The following is a 15,922-nucleotide window of genomic DNA, read 5'->3' as shown; positions in this document are numbered from 1 at the left end:
GTCTGCTTTTGCTAGAATGATTTTCTAGTAAGGCGCTTTAGAGCACCGGACAAAAGGGAACGAATTGCTCATTGACGGGAGTATTTCCAATGACCACTCGCATCACACGCCTCTTTACTGAACATCCAGAGTCAGTTGACGAAACCTATTTTCAGCATATGGCCTTTGCTGGTCGCTTTTCATTCAAGCTTTTTTGTGCAGCCTTCGCCGCACTCATTCATGCAATTTTGCCATTTTTGTTCGAGAAGACTGCGAGCACAATCGTTCGCCAGCTTTATGAGCGGACTCATAACCGGGGCCGGTAAACACCGGATCGAAAATGTGTCGTTGGGCCGCCTATCTCGGACCTGAAACCTATCTGGAAGACATCATATCGTCTCCATGTCATTCGCTCGTGGCGCAAAGCCACGACGCGCATGAAGCGAAAACGCGTACCAATGGCGATGGCTTCGGCGTCGCCTGGTATGGCAACCGAAGCGAGCCGGGGCTTTATCGGGATATTTTGCCCGCCTGGTCCGATCAGAATTTACGCAGCCTTGCACGGCAAATCCGGTCGCGCCTTTTTCTTGCGCATGTCCGCGCCTCAACAGGTGGGCTGACAAGTCGTTCCAACTGCCATCCGTTTGTCTCGGGGCGCTGGAGCTTCATGCATAATGGACAGATCGGGGATTTTGACCGGCTGCGGCGCAGGCTTGAAAGCCACCTGAGCGATGAGATTTATGTTCAGAAGCATGGCGCAACGGATTCCGAGCTGATCTTTCTGCTGATGCTGGAATTTGGTCTCGAAAGTGATCCGGTTCTCGCTATGAAGCGCATGGTCGGGACAATCGTGGAAGAGGCCGTGCGCGCCGGGGTGCCACCATTCTTGCGACTGACGGCTGCTTTTTCGGATGGCAATCAGCTTTATGCAATCCGTTATGCCACCGATGCCTTTGCGCCGACGCTTTATACGGCGACGCTGGGCAGTGTATCAGGCATCTGTGTTGTATCCGAGCCGCTTGACGGTGAGGCTGCCAACTGGATGGCTGTGCCGGCAAACAGTTTCGTCACCGTTTCCCGGCAGGGCCGCATTGCGATTGATGTCTTTGAAGGCCCGGTTTCTCAGCCTCGTGACGAAGTGCGGGTTTAAGCGCTACCAATCAATATGCCTGCTGCCAGAACAAGCGCGCCGCCGAAGACAACCTGAAGGGCTGCGCGGAAGAACGGCGTTTCCATATAGCGGTTCTGGATAAAGGCGATGGCCCAGAGCTCGAAGAAAACCAGGATTGCAGCGATGCTTGTTGCGGTCCAGAAATCCTTGATGAGATAGGGCAGGGTGTGGCCAAGGCCGCCCAGTGTCGTCATCACGCCGCAGGAAATGCCGCGCTTGATCGGTGAACCGCGGCCCGAAAGTTTGCCATCATCATGCACGGCTTCCGTGAAACCCATCGAAATACCCGCACCGACCGAGGCTGAAAGGCCGACGAGGAACGTCTGCCATGTATCCTGAGTGGCGAAAGCTGCTGCGAAGATTGGTGCGAGGGTGGAAACGGAACCATCCATCAATCCCGCGAGACCCGGCTGCACATAAGTCAGGATGAATTGCTTGCGTTCCGCCGCACGCTCGTCGTCCTGCACATTATTCGGTGTCAGTTCGTTCTCAAGCGACTCAGCCTTGGCTTCGTGTTTCTTTTCCTGCTGTGCCAGATCGCCCAGAAGCTTGCGGGTCTGTGCATCGGTCACATGTTTTGCGGCCTCAATGTAAAAGCGATAGGCCTGCTCTTCCATTTGCGCTGCTGCATCGCGCACCTTGTCGATGCCAAGCGGGCGTACCAGCCAGTCCGGCTTGCGCTCGTAGTAGCCGCTGACATGTTCGCGACGAATAAGCGGGATGCGGTCGCCAAAGCGTGCGCGGTGCCGCTCAATCAATGCATCGCGATGTTCATGCTCTTCTGCGGCCATCTGTTCGAAGATTTTCGCCGATTGCGGGAACTCGTCGCGCAGCCCATCCGCATAGGCAAGATAGATGCGCGCATCGTCTTCCTCGGACGAAATTGCGAGCGCTAGAATCTCCTGTTCGGAGAGTGAATCAAAGGGGCGACGACCATTATTGAAGAACCGGCTGAGCATTTCTCAAATCCATAGTTTAGAATAATTCTAAAATAAGTTTTGTTGGCTTAAAGTCAAGCCTTGCAGCGAAGGCACAATTGGCGCATTAAACCGAAGCCCTTCAACAGGGCTTCATATCAGGATACCCGATCAGAAGAGAACGAATCGATGGCATCGACAAACTCCCCTACAAGCATCAATCCCCGACCGCTAAACCGGCAGGATTTTCGCACCCTTGGCCTTTCGGCATTGGGTGGCGCGCTGGAGTTTTATGATTTCATCATCTTCGTATTTTTCGCGAGCGTTATCGGACATCTGTTTTTTCCGCCCGACATGCCGGACTGGCTGGTGCTGATCCAGACTTTTGGCATTTTCGCAGCTGGCTATCTGGTGCGCCCGATTGGCGGCATCGTGCTGGCGCATTTTGGCGACAAGTTTGGCCGCAAGCGCGTCTTCGCGTTCTCGGTGTTTCTGATGTCGATCTCGACATTGGCCATGGCCTGCCTGCCAACCTATGCAACGCTTGGTGTTGGCGCGCCGATCCTGCTGATTATCTTCCGCATGTTGCAGGGCGCTGCCATCGGTGGTGAAGTCCCCGGCGCATGGACCTTTGTGGCGGAGCATGTTCCCGCCAATCGTGTTGGCATGGCGTGTGGTTTCCTGTGCTCGGGCCTGACGCTCGGCATCATGATCGGCTCGCTGATCGCGACCGCCATCAACTGGATTTTCACGCCGGAAGAGCTTGCCGGTTACGCATGGCGCATTCCGTTCTTCATCGGCGGTATTTTCGGCCTGTTCGCCGTTTACCTGCGCCGTTGGTTGGCTGAAACGCCGATCTTTACCGAGATGAAGAACAGCCATCTTCTGAAAGATAAGCTGCCGCTCGGCACTGTTCTGCGCAACCACATGCATGGCGTTATCATTTCCGTGCTGCTGACATGGATTCTGTCGGCTGGCATCGTCGTCACCACATTGATGACTGCGACGTTCCTGCAGAAGCTTTATGGCTACACGCCTTTGCAGTCGCTTGCCGCCACAAGCTTCGGCACGCTGTTTCTGATGTTCGGAACGGTGAGTGCGGGCGCGATCGTTGATCGCATTGGAAGCGGCCGCTTCTTTGCGGTTGCAGGCATTTTCTTCGGTGTTGCAACTTTCGTGTTCTACACCTATGCGGCGGTTTCCCTGCCTGTTCTGTTCGCGCTTTATGCGGTGATGGGTCTTTCGGTGGGCATGGTGGGCGCAGTCCCTTATGTGATGGTGCGAGCATTCCCGGCACCTGTTCGCTTCTCGGGCCTGTCGTTTTCCTACAATATTTCCTATGCGGTTTTTGGTGGACTGACGCCGGTGATCGTAACCTCGCTTCTGGCGGTCAACCCGATGGCACACGCCTGGTATCTGGTGTTCATCGCAGTTCTGACCTCTGTGCTCGGCCTCTACCTGATGGCCCGCAGCGATCAGGTTGAAGGTGATATCGGTCTGACCGAGCTTTCGACCGGGACTGCCGTTCCACAGCCGAACTGATAAAAAAGGGCCGCAAAAGCGGCCCTTTTTCTTTGTTTTTAAGCATGTCTTTGTACCAAAACCAGTTCCCACTTTTGGGAGACATGCTCTAGTGTACCGCCAGTTTTGCGGCACCGATTTCCTTATCATGGACAGCGAAGCGGTCGATCATATCGCTACTTGCTTCATTAAAGCCGATCACCGAAACATCCGTACCGCTGGCACGGTATTTCAGCACGACTTTGTCGAGCGCACCGACCGAGGTGATGTCCCACAGATGGGCATGGCTGACATCGATCGTTACCCTTTTTGCAGGTGATGAAAAATCGAAAGCTGCAATGAAGTTTTGTGCCGAGGCAAAGAAGATCTGGCCCTGAACGGTATAGGTGCGTTCGGTTCCATCTTCGCTCGTTGTTTCACTCACGCGGAACATCTTGGCGACCTTTCCTGCGAAGAACACACCGGAAAGCAGCACGCCAACCAGAACACCCTTGGCAAGATCATGGGTGGAAACCACCGTTATGACGGTTGCCAGCATGACAATGGAGGAGGACGGCGGGTTGCGGCGCAGATCGAGGATCGAGCGCCATGAGAAGGTGCCAATCGATACCATGATCATCACGGCCACCAGTGCGGCCATCGGAATGATCCGCACCAGATCGTCGAGAACGAGAATGAGAAACAGCAGGAAAGAGCCAGCAACAAAAGTTGAAAGCCTGCCGCGACCGCCGGACGACACATTGATCACCGACTGTCCGATCATGGCGCAACCGCCCATGCCGCCAATCATGGCGGATGCGATATTGCTGGTACCCTGACCAAGACATTCCTGGTTTTTGTTGCTGTTGGTATCCGTCATGTCATCGACAATCTGGGCCGTCATCAGCGATTCAAGCAGGCCGACAGCTGCCAGCGTGATTGAATATGGCAGGATGATCTGCAGCGTTTCCAGCGTTAGCGGCACTTGTGGAAGCGCGAAGATCGGCAATGCGGATGGCAACTCTCCGAGATCGCCAACGGTTCGCAGATCCATGCCGCTGGTCCATGCAAGCGTTGTGAGCACGGCAATGGCAACGAGCGGCGAGGGGATGGCTTTGGTTAAGCGCGGGAAGAGATAGATGATGGCGAGACCGCCTGCGATCATCCAGTAGGTCTCAACCGGAACATGAATGAGTTCCGGAAGCTGCGCCATGAAAATGAGGATAGCAAGCGCATTGACGAAGCCGGTGATGACCGAGCGCGATACAAACCGCATCAGGCGCCCGAGTTTGAGGAAGCCTGCAAAGATTTGCAGAATGCCCATCAGGATCGTGGCTGCAAAGAGATATTGCAACCCGTGTTCCTTGACGAGCGAGACCATCACCACAGCAGTTGCAGCGGTTGCAGCAGAGATCATGCCAGGACGTCCACCAGTGAAGGCGGAAACACAGGCAATGGCGAAAGAGGCGAAGAGGCCGACTTTGGGGTCGACGCCAGCGATGACCGAAAAGCCGATGGCTTCCGGGATAAGGGCAAGTGCTACGACGATGCCGGAAAGAATATCGCCGCGAATATTGGAGAACCACTCGCGGCGGTAGGCAGCAAGACTTGTCATTGAATTTTCCGCAAATAGAAGACGGGCGTTGAGAGCCGTCCGATTCAACATGGCCGATTGTAAAAATGGGGGATGTTGTTGCGTTGTCTGGCGGATAGGCGGCCAGAAGAGCCACCCGGGCTTTCACCGGGTCCTTGCGAATACGCCTGTATAAACAAAAAAAGCGCAGCAGGGCAATGGCCCGCAGCGCTTTCTATTGCACGGTGCTGATTAGAGTATCTTTTGCATGAAGGTCAGATCAAGCCAGCGTCCGAATTTCTGGCCGACCTGTTTCAGCGTGCCGCAATCTGAAAAACCCTGAGATTTGTGCAAAGCGATGGATGCGGTGTTGCCTGCTTCAATGCCTGCCACCAGCACATGGACTTTACGCTCGCGTGCTTCTTCCACAAGCTCTGCCAGAAGTGCGCGTCCGATACCGCCGCCGCGCGCATCGCTTGCCACATAAACAGAGAGTTCCGATGAGTGGCGGAAGCCTTCAAACGGGCGGAAAGGGCCATAACTCGCATAGCCGACGACCTGTTCCTCGCGTTCGGCCACCAGAACCGGAAAGCCGTCGCGGTTGCGGGCTTTGAGCCATTCGCGACGGTTTTCCAGATCGACGAGTGTTTCGTTCCAGATGGCGAGCGTGTTCTCGACTGCATCATTGTAGATCGCAAGCAGAGCAGGGAGGTCAGCTTCGTTGGCAAAGCGGATGGTGAGGGTCATTTCAGAGGCCTTTATAGAAAAGTGTGGTCGCGCAGGGGCTTCCGTCGGGATAAAGCGCGTAATTCGGGATAACGCCCACCCGCTCCCAGCCGAGATGGGTGTAAATTGCTTCCGCCGGACTGCCGGTTGCGGTGTCCAGGCAGAGAAGTGTCTTGCGTCGGCTACGTGCTTCTTCTTCAACGGCTTCCATCAGCTTGCGTGCAAGACCAAGGCCGCGCGCCTTACGATGGATCAGCAGTTTTTTAAGATCGGCACGATGCGGCTGATTGGGCATTTGTGTGAGACCAAGCTGAACCGTACCGACGATTTCGCCTTTATGTTCGGCAACCAGAAGGGCCGCGTCGCCTCGCTCTACTTCATTAAAGACGCGGTTCCAGTACGGGATGAAGCCCTGCCATTCACATGGCGCCATGAAACCAACTGACGCGCCATCATTAACGCAATCGGTCAGGATTTCTGCCAGTGGGAGAAGCGAGGAGCCAGCATCTTCGTAGTTAAGGACACGAATCATATTGTACTTTCAGAGACTGCCGCGGCGTTCGAGTACGATTGTATAACGTGCGGTCGAGGTGCCGGGATTATGAAAGGTGATGCCTTCAACGAGCGGCATATAAAGACAGTCGCCGGTATGGAGCTGATAGGCGGTTGCTCCAACGGTGATTTCCATCTGCCCATTCAGGAGCCACAAATGCTGTGTGATGCCTGCATTGGCCGCCTGTGGTGCGAAGGTCACTCTGGCGCCTGCGGGAAATTCGACCTCGATCATGTCGACATTCGACCCCGTTGCCGGTGGTGAAACAGACCGCCGGATATAGCCCGTATCCGGATCACGCCAGACTGGCTGGCGATCATGCGTGAGCAAGGGAGAGGCGGGGGCTTCCGCATCGGCAAAGAAGGCTGAGAGCGATGTGCCGAGCGCTGCACAAATGCGCGCCAGAAGCTGTGCGGTCGGGCTGGTTTCGCCACGCTCGATCCGCGAGATCATGGCGCGGCTGACACCTGACGCGTCACCAAGCGTATCCAGCGTCATACCTTGCGCAAGGCGCAGGCGGCGCAGATTTTCGCCAATGGCGTTGTCTAGATGCTCATTTATATTTTCCATTATCTTAGAATTAATATCTATTATCATGGAGTCAAGCGATTTCGAAAACAGAAACGGCGGGATTTCTCCCGCCGCATTCTTTCTGTCTGAATAATCCTGATTAACCCTGAGCTTTTAGCTCTAACCGGCGACGATGCAGGACTGGCTCGGTGTAACCATTCGGCTGTTCGCGGCCCTTGAAAACAAGATCGCAAGCGGCCTGAAAAGCAATCGACTTGTCGAAGTTTGCGGCCATCGGACGATAAAGCGGATCGCCTTCATTCTGCTTGTCCACGACGGCTGCCATGCGCTTAAGCGTTTCCATGACTTGTGCTTCCGAAACCACGCCATGATAGAGCCAGTTGGCGATGTGCTGTGCCGAGATACGCAGCGTTGCACGATCTTCCATCAGGCCAACATTGTTGATGTCCGGCACTTTCGAGCAGCCAACGCCCTGATCAACCCAGCGCACGACATAGCCGAGGATGCCCTGTGCGTTGTTGTCGATTTCGTGCTGGATGTCTTCCGGCGTCCAGTTTGGACGAGGGGCGACCGGCACCGACAGAATATCGTCGAGCTTGGCGCGTGGGCGGCTCTTCAGCTTTTCCTGAACGCTTGCAACATCAATCTGATGATAATGAGTTGCGTGGAGTGTTGCAGCGGTTGGCGATGGCACCCAGGCGGTGTTCGCACCAGCCTTCGGATGGGCGATTTTCTGTTCCAGCATCGCAGCCATCAGGTCCGGCATGGCCCACATGCCCTTACCGATCTGCGCATGGCCGGAAAGGCCGCATTCAAGACCGATATCGACATTCCACTGTTCATAAGCGCCGATCCAGGCAGCCTGCTTCATGTCGCCCTTGCGAATCATCGGGCCAGCTTCCATCGAGGTATGGATTTCGTCGCCGGTGCGATCAAGGAAGCCGGTATTGATGAAGACGACGCGTTCCTTGGCAGCGCGGATCGCTTCCTTGAGGTTAACCGTGGTGCGGCGTTCCTCATCCATGATGCCGATTTTCAGCGTGTTCGGCTTCATACCAAGCAACTCTTCGGTGCGGGTGAAGATTTCATTGGCGAATGCCACTTCTTCCGGCCCGTGCATCTTTGGCTTGACGATATAGACCGAGCCTTCGCGCGAATTCATGTGGCGACCATTCGCGCCAATATCATGCAGTGCGATCAGGCTGGTGAAGGCGGCATCCATGATGCCTTCCGGCACTTCGTGACCTTCGGCATCAATGATTGCCGGATTGGTCATGAGGTGGCCGACATTGCGCACCAGCATCAGCGAACGGCCCTTGAGGCTGAGTTCAGAGCCATCGGCAGCCTTATAGCTGCGATCGCCATTAAGGCGGCGCGTCATCTGCTTGCCGCCCTTCTCGAAGGTGTCTTCGAGCTTGCCATTCATCAGGCCGAGCCAGTTGCGGTAGACGGCAACCTTGTCTTCCGCATCCACTGCTGCAATCGAATCTTCGCAATCCTGGATCGTGCTGACGGCCGATTCCAGAACCATGTCTGCGATATGCGCCGGGTCGGTCTTGCCGATCGGGCTGTCCGCATTGATTACGATATCAACATGCATGTTGTTCTTGGCCAGCAGCACATTGGTCGGTGCCGCCGCATCGCCATTATATCCCTTGAACTGGCTGCCGTCCTTCAAGGCGGTGCTCGAACCGTCGGCAAGCGTTACAGCGAGTTTGCCGTCCGTGACGGAAAGGCCGGTGACGTCGGCCCACTTGCCCGCATTGAGCGGTGCACTTTCGTCGAGGAAATTCTTGGCCCATGCGATGACTTTTTCGCCGCGCTTCGGGTTGTAGCCTTTGCCTTTTTCCGCGCCATCATCTTCAGAAATAGCATCGGTGCCGTAAAGCGCGTCATAGAGCGAACCCCAGCGTGCATTGGCAGCATTGAGCGCATAGCGGGCATTCATGACCGGAACGACAAGCTGCGGTCCTGCAATATGCATGATTTCCGGATCGACATTGGCGGTCGAGACCTTGAACTCTCCGCCTTCGGGCAGGAGATAGCCGATATCTTTCAGGAATTGCTGGTAATCAGCCTGCGAATAGCCTTTGTCGCGATTGTCCTTGTACCAGGCATCGATCTTGGCCTGCAGGTCGTCGCGCTTCTTGAGGAGGGTGCGATTCTTCGGTGCGAGATCGCGGATGATGGCGGCGAAGCCCTTCCAGAAGGCGTCTGGTTCAACGCCAGTGCCGGGTGCGGCTTCCTTGGCCAGAAACTCCACCAGTTCAGGGGCAACGCGCAAGCCTTCTATCTCAACGTAGTTACCGGCTTTCTGAGAAACCATGGCTCTGCCTCCTTCAAAATAAACAAAATCACCGCCAGCACTCTTCAGTGCCAGCTATCATGCTGTCTTTGAACCGCTTTAGCGCGCTTTCGTCAATCAGCGTGCGGGCACATCATCTGTGACGCTGCGGCGAAAATAGTTTTTACAGTGACAGTCTTGCGCGGATATCGTCAGGCGTAAAGCCCTGTTCGCGCAAGCTGCTGAGTGCCGTATCCTTGCGGCTTTTGGATAGTTTCAAACCATCGTCGCCCAGCACCAGATCGTGATGATGATAAAGCGGTTCCGGCAGGCCCAGAAGCTTTTGCAGAAGTCGATGCACGGATGTTGCATGAAACAGATCGCATCCGCGGACAATATGCGTGATGCCTTGCAGCGCATCATCCACCACAACGGAAAGATGATAGCTGGTGGGGGTATCTTTGCGGGCGATCACCACGTCGCCCCATTGCGCAGGATTTGCCTCAATAGGCCCAGTGCTGATTTGGGTGCCGATTTCGTTCCAGAACAGCGTTTCGCCAGCCATCTCGAGCGCTTTCTCCATATTGAGCCGCCATGCATAGGGGGCACCGGAGACGATGCGTTCCATCTGTTCCTTTTCGCTCAAGTTTCGTTCACCCTGCGGATAAAGCGGTGTACCGTCAGGGTCGGCGGGCCATTCCTGGCCTTTGGCATGTGCTTCGCCGATGATCTCGCGCACTTCTGTGCGGCTCAGAAAGGCGGGATAGACGAGCCCCTTGTCGGCAAGCTTGGTCAGTGCGTTGCGATATTCGCCGAAATGCTCTGACTGGCGGCGTACCGGCTGTTCCCATTCAAGCCCGAGCCAGTGGAGATCATCGTAGATGCCCTGTTCAAGCGCTAGTGTGCAGCGGGCGGTGTCGATGTCTTCCATGCGAAGCAGAAAGCGCCCTTCGCTTGTCCGTGCCATTTGTGCATTGAGAAGTGCGGAATAGGCGTGGCCAAGATGCAATTGCCCATTGGGGCTTGGAGCGAAGCGATATACGGGCTGGGTCATGATCATGTCAGTTGATTGTCATCTGATTGCATTGGTACTTTGCAGTTACAGCATCGGCCCGAAAATCGGAATCGATTTTCGGAAAGCACGATGCGTAGTTTCAATAGTTTAGAGCGTCCTTTGTGCGTCCGAAAGGACGCACGGCGCTCTAACTGAAATGAAAGGCCAGGCGATGCGGCGGATCGATACATTGGACGATATTGAAGCCGGGCTCGAAGCACTGGGATTAGCCGACGCACGGTTGCTTGATATCCGCAGTCGGTCCCACGCTGTTCCGCTTCGAAGGTCTCAGCCGGGCTTTGAAAGTCTTGCCTCGATTATCGTTGCGCAACAGGTTTCAACTGCAAGCGCGGCAGCAATATGGGCGCGGTTTAAGCAGGTGATCGATCCGATGACACCGGAGGCTTATATTGCAGGCGGGGAAGAGGCATGGCGTTTTGCCGGGCTTTCGCGACCAAAACAGAGAACGCTTTTTGCTTTGAGTGAAGCTTTGGCAGAAGAAGCAATCGATCTGCATGGGCTGTGCGATCTGCCTGCCGAAGAAGCGATCAAGGCGCTGACCGCTATCAAGGGCATCGGTCCATGGACGGCTGAAGTCTATCTGCTGTTTGCCGCTGGTCATCCCGACGTATTTCCGGCTGGCGATGTGGCGTTGCAAACGGCTGTCGGCCATGCTTTTGCGCATGAAACGAGACCGGATACAAAGGCGCTTCGCTTGCTTGCGGAAGACTGGGCGCCATGGCGCGGTGTGGCAGCACGTTTGTTCTGGGCATATTACGCTGCGATCAAGGGACGGGAGGCGGCTCCCCTTCTGTAAAAGTTGCGTGTTTCCGGGGACATAAATGCGTTTCTGCTTCACAATGCTGTCACGTCGGGATTACATTATTTGCATCAGGTGAATGACGGCATTTCGATTCGCAGAAACTTGGTATCCTGCCTATCGCACTGCCGCCTTACAGCGGTGGCCCCGCTGTAACCATCTGTTTCTACGCATTATCCTACGCAAAACCGCTTCGCACTTTTGCTGGGAATGCTATTACAAGGTTGGAGCGTTGTAGGTTGCGCCCAGAATGGACGCGCGGCGCTTCGATGAAGAGCGCAATTCCGTACGGAAAGCCATTCGCACTTTTCCTTTCGGAGTTGCTCTGAAGGAGGTGCGCCCTTGAATGTAGCCGTCTCTCCCCGAACCGTTTCGAGCAGTGGTTTGCCTGCTCTGGTTCTCAATGCGGATTATCGGCCGCTCAGCTATTATCCTTTATCGCTCTGGTCCTGGCAGGATGCGATCAAGGCGGTCTTTCTTGAACGTGTGCATATCGTGGCGGAATACGATCAGGTCGTATCCTCGCCATCGTTTTCCATGCGTTTGCCAAGCGTGATCTGTCTGAAGGATTATGTGAAGCCGCCGCGCTATCCGGCGTTTACGCGCTTCAATCTTTTTCTGCGTGATCGTTTTGAATGTCAGTACTGCGGCTCACCGCATGATCTGACGTTCGATCACGTCACCCCGCGTTGCCATGGCGGCGAGACGACGTGGGAAAATGTGGTCGCCGCATGTTCCCCATGCAATCTGCGCAAAGGCGGCTTGATGCCGGCAAGCGCGCATATGTGGCCGCGCCAGAAGCCGGTCCAGCCCACTGTGCAGGATCTGCATAACAATGGGCGTCTTTTCCCACCCAACCATCTCCACGACAGCTGGCTCGACTTTCTTTACTGGGATGTCGAATTGGAGCCTTAGTATCTGTTCCAAAAGTCGCCATGCCGGTCTGCAAATGGCAATTGGTCTGCGTTCCGATGCTCATGTACCCAAAAGTACACTCCGCTTCGGTACTCGAAAATCACCATTTTCGCCACGGCCTGCCGTTTTTTGATCAAGATATTTGAGCTCTTGCGAAGAAAGAAAAACTTCCTCAGAATTCGCTCTTACTTCCCACCTTTTGCAAAAGCGCCGTAGTAGCCAATCGCTGCAAAGAGCAGGCTTGCGACGACGTTCCAGCCGGCAAATGACAGGCCGAGGAAGAAGCCCGGTGCGCTGTCACATGCAGGCGGGTGGGTCGCGTTGAGATCGCCGAGCAGATTGCCTGCATCGAGTGTGACCTTCATGGTGGCCGCACTGCAATCAGCCGGACCTGGCCAGTATTTGAGTTCGACGCCGGTGTGATAGATGGCAAGCGCTAAACCAAAGGTCATCAGCAGCGCGCCGATCAGGATGAGACCACGTATCAGCACCGGTGGCAGTTTCAAGACATAGGAAATAAAGGCCGCAGCCAGAACCGGGACGCCGATATAATAAGGTGTGCGCTCTTCAAGGCAGAGTTTGCACGGCATGAAACCAGCCAGATGCTCAAAGCCTAAAGCCGTTCCAACAGTTGCGGCAAGGCCCAGCGTCATGATGCCTGCGGTCCAAGCCTGCGTTTTGCCAACCGGTTTGTTAAGTGCAAATGCCATATGAAATTTCCTGCGCCACACTGGCTCTGTCTATTTTTTCGCGCATCTTGTTCCGAAAACCGGTTCCCACTTTTCGGGATGCGCTCTACTAATCAAAAATACTGCTTCGTCTCCAAGCAATTTATTTTGACCGGCTTGAGGCAAAATCAGGCGTGAAGATACTTAACCGCAAAAAAGAGTGCAATTAGCACGACGGCAACCAAACCGGCCAGCAGGCCGAGGCGCTTTTCAATAAAGCCGCGGATTGGTTCGCCATAACGCTTCAACAGCCATGCAAGGAAGAAGAAGCGTGCGCCGCGCGCAATGATGGCCGATGCGATGAACAGCCAGATATTGATGCCCGCAGCACCTGACAGAATGGTGACAACCTTGATCGGCGGCAGATGTGCGAGGCCTGATGTGATGAGCATCAGCAGAATCATGTCGGCGCTGGTCGTCCCGCGCATTTGCTCGAACGTGTCGAGCTTGCCATACATTTCAAGCACAGGCTTTGCGACCTGCTCATAGGCATGATAGCCGAGATACCAGCCCGCTATGCCGCCAAGAACGGAAAAAATGGTTGCGACGAGCGCATAGCGGTAGGCTCGCTCCGGGCGGGCAAGCGCCATCGGCAGATAGAGCACATCGGCTGGCACCAGAAACACTGAGCTTTCTACAAAAGCGATGAAAGCAAGCCAATATTCGGCAGACTTTCGGGCAGCAAGCGAGATCGTCCAGTCATAGAGTCGGCGCAGCATGAAGTTTTCCGGATTTTTTGCGGGCAAGCACCCAGGGATTGTCTGCGTCGTCTATAAATAAAAAAAGTGGCACGAACAATGCGTGCCACCTTTTAATGTCGCTAAGCGTAATTTCAGCGCTTGTAGGCGCTGCAGATGTACTTTGTTTCGAGATATTCCTCGATGCCATATTTCGAGCCTTCGCGACCGAGGCCCGACTGCTTCACGCCGCCGAATGGTGCGACTTCGTTGGAGATCAGGCCGGTATTGTGTCCGACCATGCCATATTCCAGGCCTTCGCTGACGCGGATCGCGCGGCTGAAGTTCTCGGTATAGAAGTAGGCAGCCAGACCGAAGATCGTGTCGTTGGCAGCAGCGATCACTTCTTCTTCTGTGTCGAAGGCAAAGAGTGGTGCGAGCGGGCCGAAGGTTTCTTCCTTGGCAACAAGCATGTCCGAGGTGACGCCGGTCAGAATGCCCGGTTCAAAGAACAGGCCACCCAGTTCCTTGCCGCCTGAGATGAGCTTTGCACCTTTTGAAACCGCATCTTCAATATGCGCTTTGACCTTGGTGATGGCCTTTTCTTCGATCATCGGGCCGATGACGACGCCCGGCTCGGTGCCGTTGCCGACTTTCAGCTCTTTCACTTTCGCTGCCAGCTTTTCAGCGAACTTGTCGTAAACGCCGCGCTGAACATAGATGCGGTTGGCGCAAACACAGGTCTGACCGGCATTGCGATATTTGGAAAGCATCGCGCCGTCCACAGCAGCATCGATGTCTGCATCGTCGAACACGATGAAAGGTGCATTGCCGCCAAGCTCAAGTGAGATGCGCTTGATGGTCGGGGCGCACTGCGCCATCAGCAGGCGGCCAACTTCGGTCGAGCCGGTGAAGGAAAGCTTGCGGACAATGTCATTGCTGGTGAGTTCGGCGCCGATTTCGCGGGCCTTGCCGGTCACGATCTGCAGAACGCCTGCAGGAATGCCAGCCTTTTCAGCCAGAACGCCAAGCGCAAGCGCGGTTAGCGGGGTGAGATCAGCCGGGCGGACGATCATCGTGCAGCCAGCAGCCAGTGCGGGCGCTGCCTTTCGCGTAATCATTGCCGCGGGGAAGTTCCATGGCGTGATTGCAGCGGTCACACCGACTGGCTGACGGATGACGGTCAAGCGCTGGCCGGGCTGTGTTGCCGGAATTGTGTCGCCATAGACGCGTTTGGCTTCTTCTGCGAACCATTCAATGAAAGATGCAGCATAAAGAACTTCACCACGCGCCTCGGCGAGTGGTTTGCCCTGTTCCGATGTCATGATAAGGGCAATGTCGTCTGCATTGGCGACCATCAGATCAAACCATTTGCGCAGGATTCCAGCGCGTTCTTTGGCGGTCTTCGCAGCCCATGCCGGAAGTGCCTTGTTCGAAGCGTTGATTGCTTCTTTAATAGTATCGACAGAGAGGGAAGGAACGGTGCCAATGACAGAACCATCTGCCGGGTTGGTTACGTCAATGGTCTTGCCGTCTGCTGCATCGATCCAGTTTCCATCCACAAGGCATTGCGATTTAAGCAGTGAGGGGTCTTTCAAAGCGAGCATATTTGATATTCCATCCCGATGTTGCGTCAGACGGTCGTTCATTATATTGAACGACATACGATATACTGAATAAATCAGCCGACAGCGCTAAAGTCAATTCGTCTGTCGATTGGTCAAAGAGGGCATATGGACAAAACCGTACTCGATGAAGAAAGTTCCTTGAAACTGGTTCCGGCTGTGGTCAGGGCAGCGCAAATTCTTGATTGCGTTGCCGAGAGCCGCGAAGGCATCAAACTTTCCGATCTCGTTCGCCAGACCAGCCTGCCCAAAAGCAGTGTTCACGGTCTTTGCCAGACTCTTGCGCATTTGAAGTTATTGAAGCTCAATAGCGATGGAAGCTTTACAATGGGCGCGCAGTCGGTTCGCTGGGCCAATGTCTTTCTGGCAAGCAGCGATATTGTGGATGCGTTTCATGAAGCGGTGGCAGAAGCGGAAGAGCTTGGTGCATATACATTGACGCTTTCCCACCTTGAAGGCCCAGAAGTCATCTATCTGTCCTGCCGCAACTCTTCTGCACCGCTTGGTATCACGTTCCGTATTGGTATGCGCGTACCGGCTGTCTTTACTGCGACGGGTAAGGCGATGTTGGCGGCAATGTCTGAGCAGGAGCTTGCTCGCCACCTACCTTCCGATTGGCCGACGCCTATTACGCCTTCGAGTGTTCAATCTTTGAAGCAGCTTGGTTCTGAAATAGCGGACGTAAAGAAGAGGGGCTATTCGGTTGATGATGGCCAGTTGCGCGAAGGTATGTTCTGCATAGGCGCTTCGATCTGTGATCGACCCAATCATCCTTCGGCTGGGATTGCGTTATCGATGATGGCGGTTGAGGCTCGGTCGGAGATTGTTGAGACGATGGGCGCGCGGGTGCGTGCATTGGCGGATAATGT

At 54.9% G+C, this 15,922-nt stretch carries 16 protein-coding genes (1 of these 16 cut by a window edge); 6 read left to right on the top strand and 10 right to left on the bottom strand.

The window, feature by feature from the left end; genetic code table 11:
- Positions 1-89 precede the first annotated feature (89 nt).
- Both KMS41_08860 and KMS41_08855 read left to right on the top strand, forming a co-directional pair.
- On the top strand, positions 90-305 hold the full coding sequence (locus tag KMS41_08860) for a hypothetical protein (GenBank protein QWK77203.1): 216 nt from the start codon (positions 90-92) through the stop codon (positions 303-305).
- Positions 306-319: 14 nt separating this feature from the next.
- On the top strand, positions 320-1,129 hold the full coding sequence (locus KMS41_08855; protein ID QWK77202.1) for a class II glutamine amidotransferase: 810 nt from the start codon (positions 320-322) through the stop codon (positions 1,127-1,129).
- On the opposite strand, the gene KMS41_08850 is transcribed toward KMS41_08855, so the two are convergent.
- The gene (locus KMS41_08850; protein ID QWK77201.1) at positions 1,126-2,109 is read right to left on the bottom strand and encodes a rubrerythrin family protein; all 984 of its coding nucleotides are present in this window, start codon (positions 2,107-2,109) and stop codon (positions 1,126-1,128) included. The two genes, KMS41_08855 and KMS41_08850, sit on opposite strands and share 4 nt — an antisense overlap.
- Positions 2,110-2,256: 147 nt before the next feature.
- On the opposite strand from KMS41_08850, the gene KMS41_08845 reads away from it, so the two are divergent.
- Positions 2,257-3,609: an MFS transporter gene (locus KMS41_08845; GenBank protein QWK77200.1), complete on the top strand. Its 1,353-nt coding sequence runs from the start codon at positions 2,257-2,259 to the stop codon at positions 3,607-3,609.
- 88 nt (positions 3,610-3,697) lie between these two features.
- Here KMS41_08845 and KMS41_08840 read toward each other — a convergent pair whose 3' ends face one another.
- From KMS41_08840 to gluQRS, 6 genes are all read right to left on the bottom strand, one after another.
- The gene (locus tag KMS41_08840; protein QWK77199.1) at positions 3,698-5,182 is read right to left on the bottom strand and encodes a SulP family inorganic anion transporter; all 1,485 of its coding nucleotides are present in this window, start codon (positions 5,180-5,182) and stop codon (positions 3,698-3,700) included.
- 210 nt (positions 5,183-5,392) lie between these two features.
- Positions 5,393-5,887, bottom strand: a complete 495-nt coding sequence (locus KMS41_08835; GenBank protein ID QWK77198.1) for a GNAT family N-acetyltransferase — start codon at positions 5,885-5,887, stop codon at positions 5,393-5,395.
- Position 5,888: 1 nt separating this feature from the next.
- Entirely contained in the window at positions 5,889-6,398 is a 510-nt protein-coding gene (locus KMS41_08830; protein QWK77197.1) for a GNAT family N-acetyltransferase, read from the bottom strand.
- Positions 6,399-6,407: 9 nt separating this feature from the next.
- Positions 6,408-6,980, bottom strand: coding sequence for an XRE family transcriptional regulator (locus KMS41_08825; GenBank protein ID QWK78824.1), 573 nt, complete (start codon positions 6,978-6,980; stop codon positions 6,408-6,410).
- A 109-nt stretch (positions 6,981-7,089) separates the two neighbouring features.
- Positions 7,090-9,276, bottom strand: a complete 2,187-nt coding sequence (locus tag KMS41_08820; protein QWK77196.1) for a malate synthase G — start codon at positions 9,274-9,276, stop codon at positions 7,090-7,092.
- Between the two features lie 142 nt (positions 9,277-9,418).
- Positions 9,419-10,288, bottom strand: a complete 870-nt coding sequence (gene gluQRS / locus KMS41_08815; protein QWK77195.1) for a tRNA glutamyl-Q(34) synthetase GluQRS — start codon at positions 10,286-10,288, stop codon at positions 9,419-9,421.
- Between the two features lie 172 nt (positions 10,289-10,460).
- Between gluQRS and KMS41_08810 the strand changes: the two genes are divergently transcribed.
- Together KMS41_08810 and KMS41_08805 are read left to right on the top strand one after the other, a co-directional pair.
- Positions 10,461-11,105 (top strand): DNA-3-methyladenine glycosylase, encoded by a 645-nt coding sequence (locus KMS41_08810; GenBank protein QWK78823.1) that lies wholly within the window; start codon positions 10,461-10,463, stop codon positions 11,103-11,105.
- Between the two features lie 345 nt (positions 11,106-11,450).
- Positions 11,451-12,023, top strand: coding sequence for an HNH endonuclease (locus KMS41_08805; protein ID QWK77194.1), 573 nt, complete (start codon positions 11,451-11,453; stop codon positions 12,021-12,023).
- A gap of 185 nt (positions 12,024-12,208) precedes the next feature.
- Here KMS41_08805 and KMS41_08800 read toward each other — a convergent pair whose 3' ends face one another.
- The 3 genes from KMS41_08800 to KMS41_08790 form a co-directional block, all read right to left on the bottom strand.
- The gene (locus KMS41_08800) at positions 12,209-12,733 is read right to left on the bottom strand and encodes a disulfide bond formation protein B (GenBank protein QWK77193.1); all 525 of its coding nucleotides are present in this window, start codon (positions 12,731-12,733) and stop codon (positions 12,209-12,211) included.
- A 146-nt stretch (positions 12,734-12,879) separates the two neighbouring features.
- Positions 12,880-13,470, bottom strand: coding sequence for a DedA family protein (locus tag KMS41_08795; protein QWK77192.1), 591 nt, complete (start codon positions 13,468-13,470; stop codon positions 12,880-12,882).
- Positions 13,471-13,583: 113 nt separating this feature from the next.
- Positions 13,584-15,035: an NAD-dependent succinate-semialdehyde dehydrogenase gene (locus tag KMS41_08790; GenBank protein QWK77191.1), complete on the bottom strand. Its 1,452-nt coding sequence runs from the start codon at positions 15,033-15,035 to the stop codon at positions 13,584-13,586.
- Between the two features lie 126 nt (positions 15,036-15,161).
- Between KMS41_08790 and KMS41_08785 the strand changes: the two genes are divergently transcribed.
- Positions 15,162-15,922: the 5' portion of an IclR family transcriptional regulator gene (locus tag KMS41_08785; protein ID QWK77190.1), read on the top strand. Its footprint extends 40 nt past the window's final position; only the first 761 of its 801 coding nucleotides appear in the window; its start codon is at positions 15,162-15,164; its stop codon lies off the right edge, out of view.

Source organism: Ochrobactrum sp. BTU1 (assembly GCA_018798825.1).
Classification (GTDB): Bacteria; Pseudomonadota; Alphaproteobacteria; order Rhizobiales; family Rhizobiaceae; genus Brucella.
This window is presented reverse-complemented; position numbering and strand designations above follow the sequence as displayed.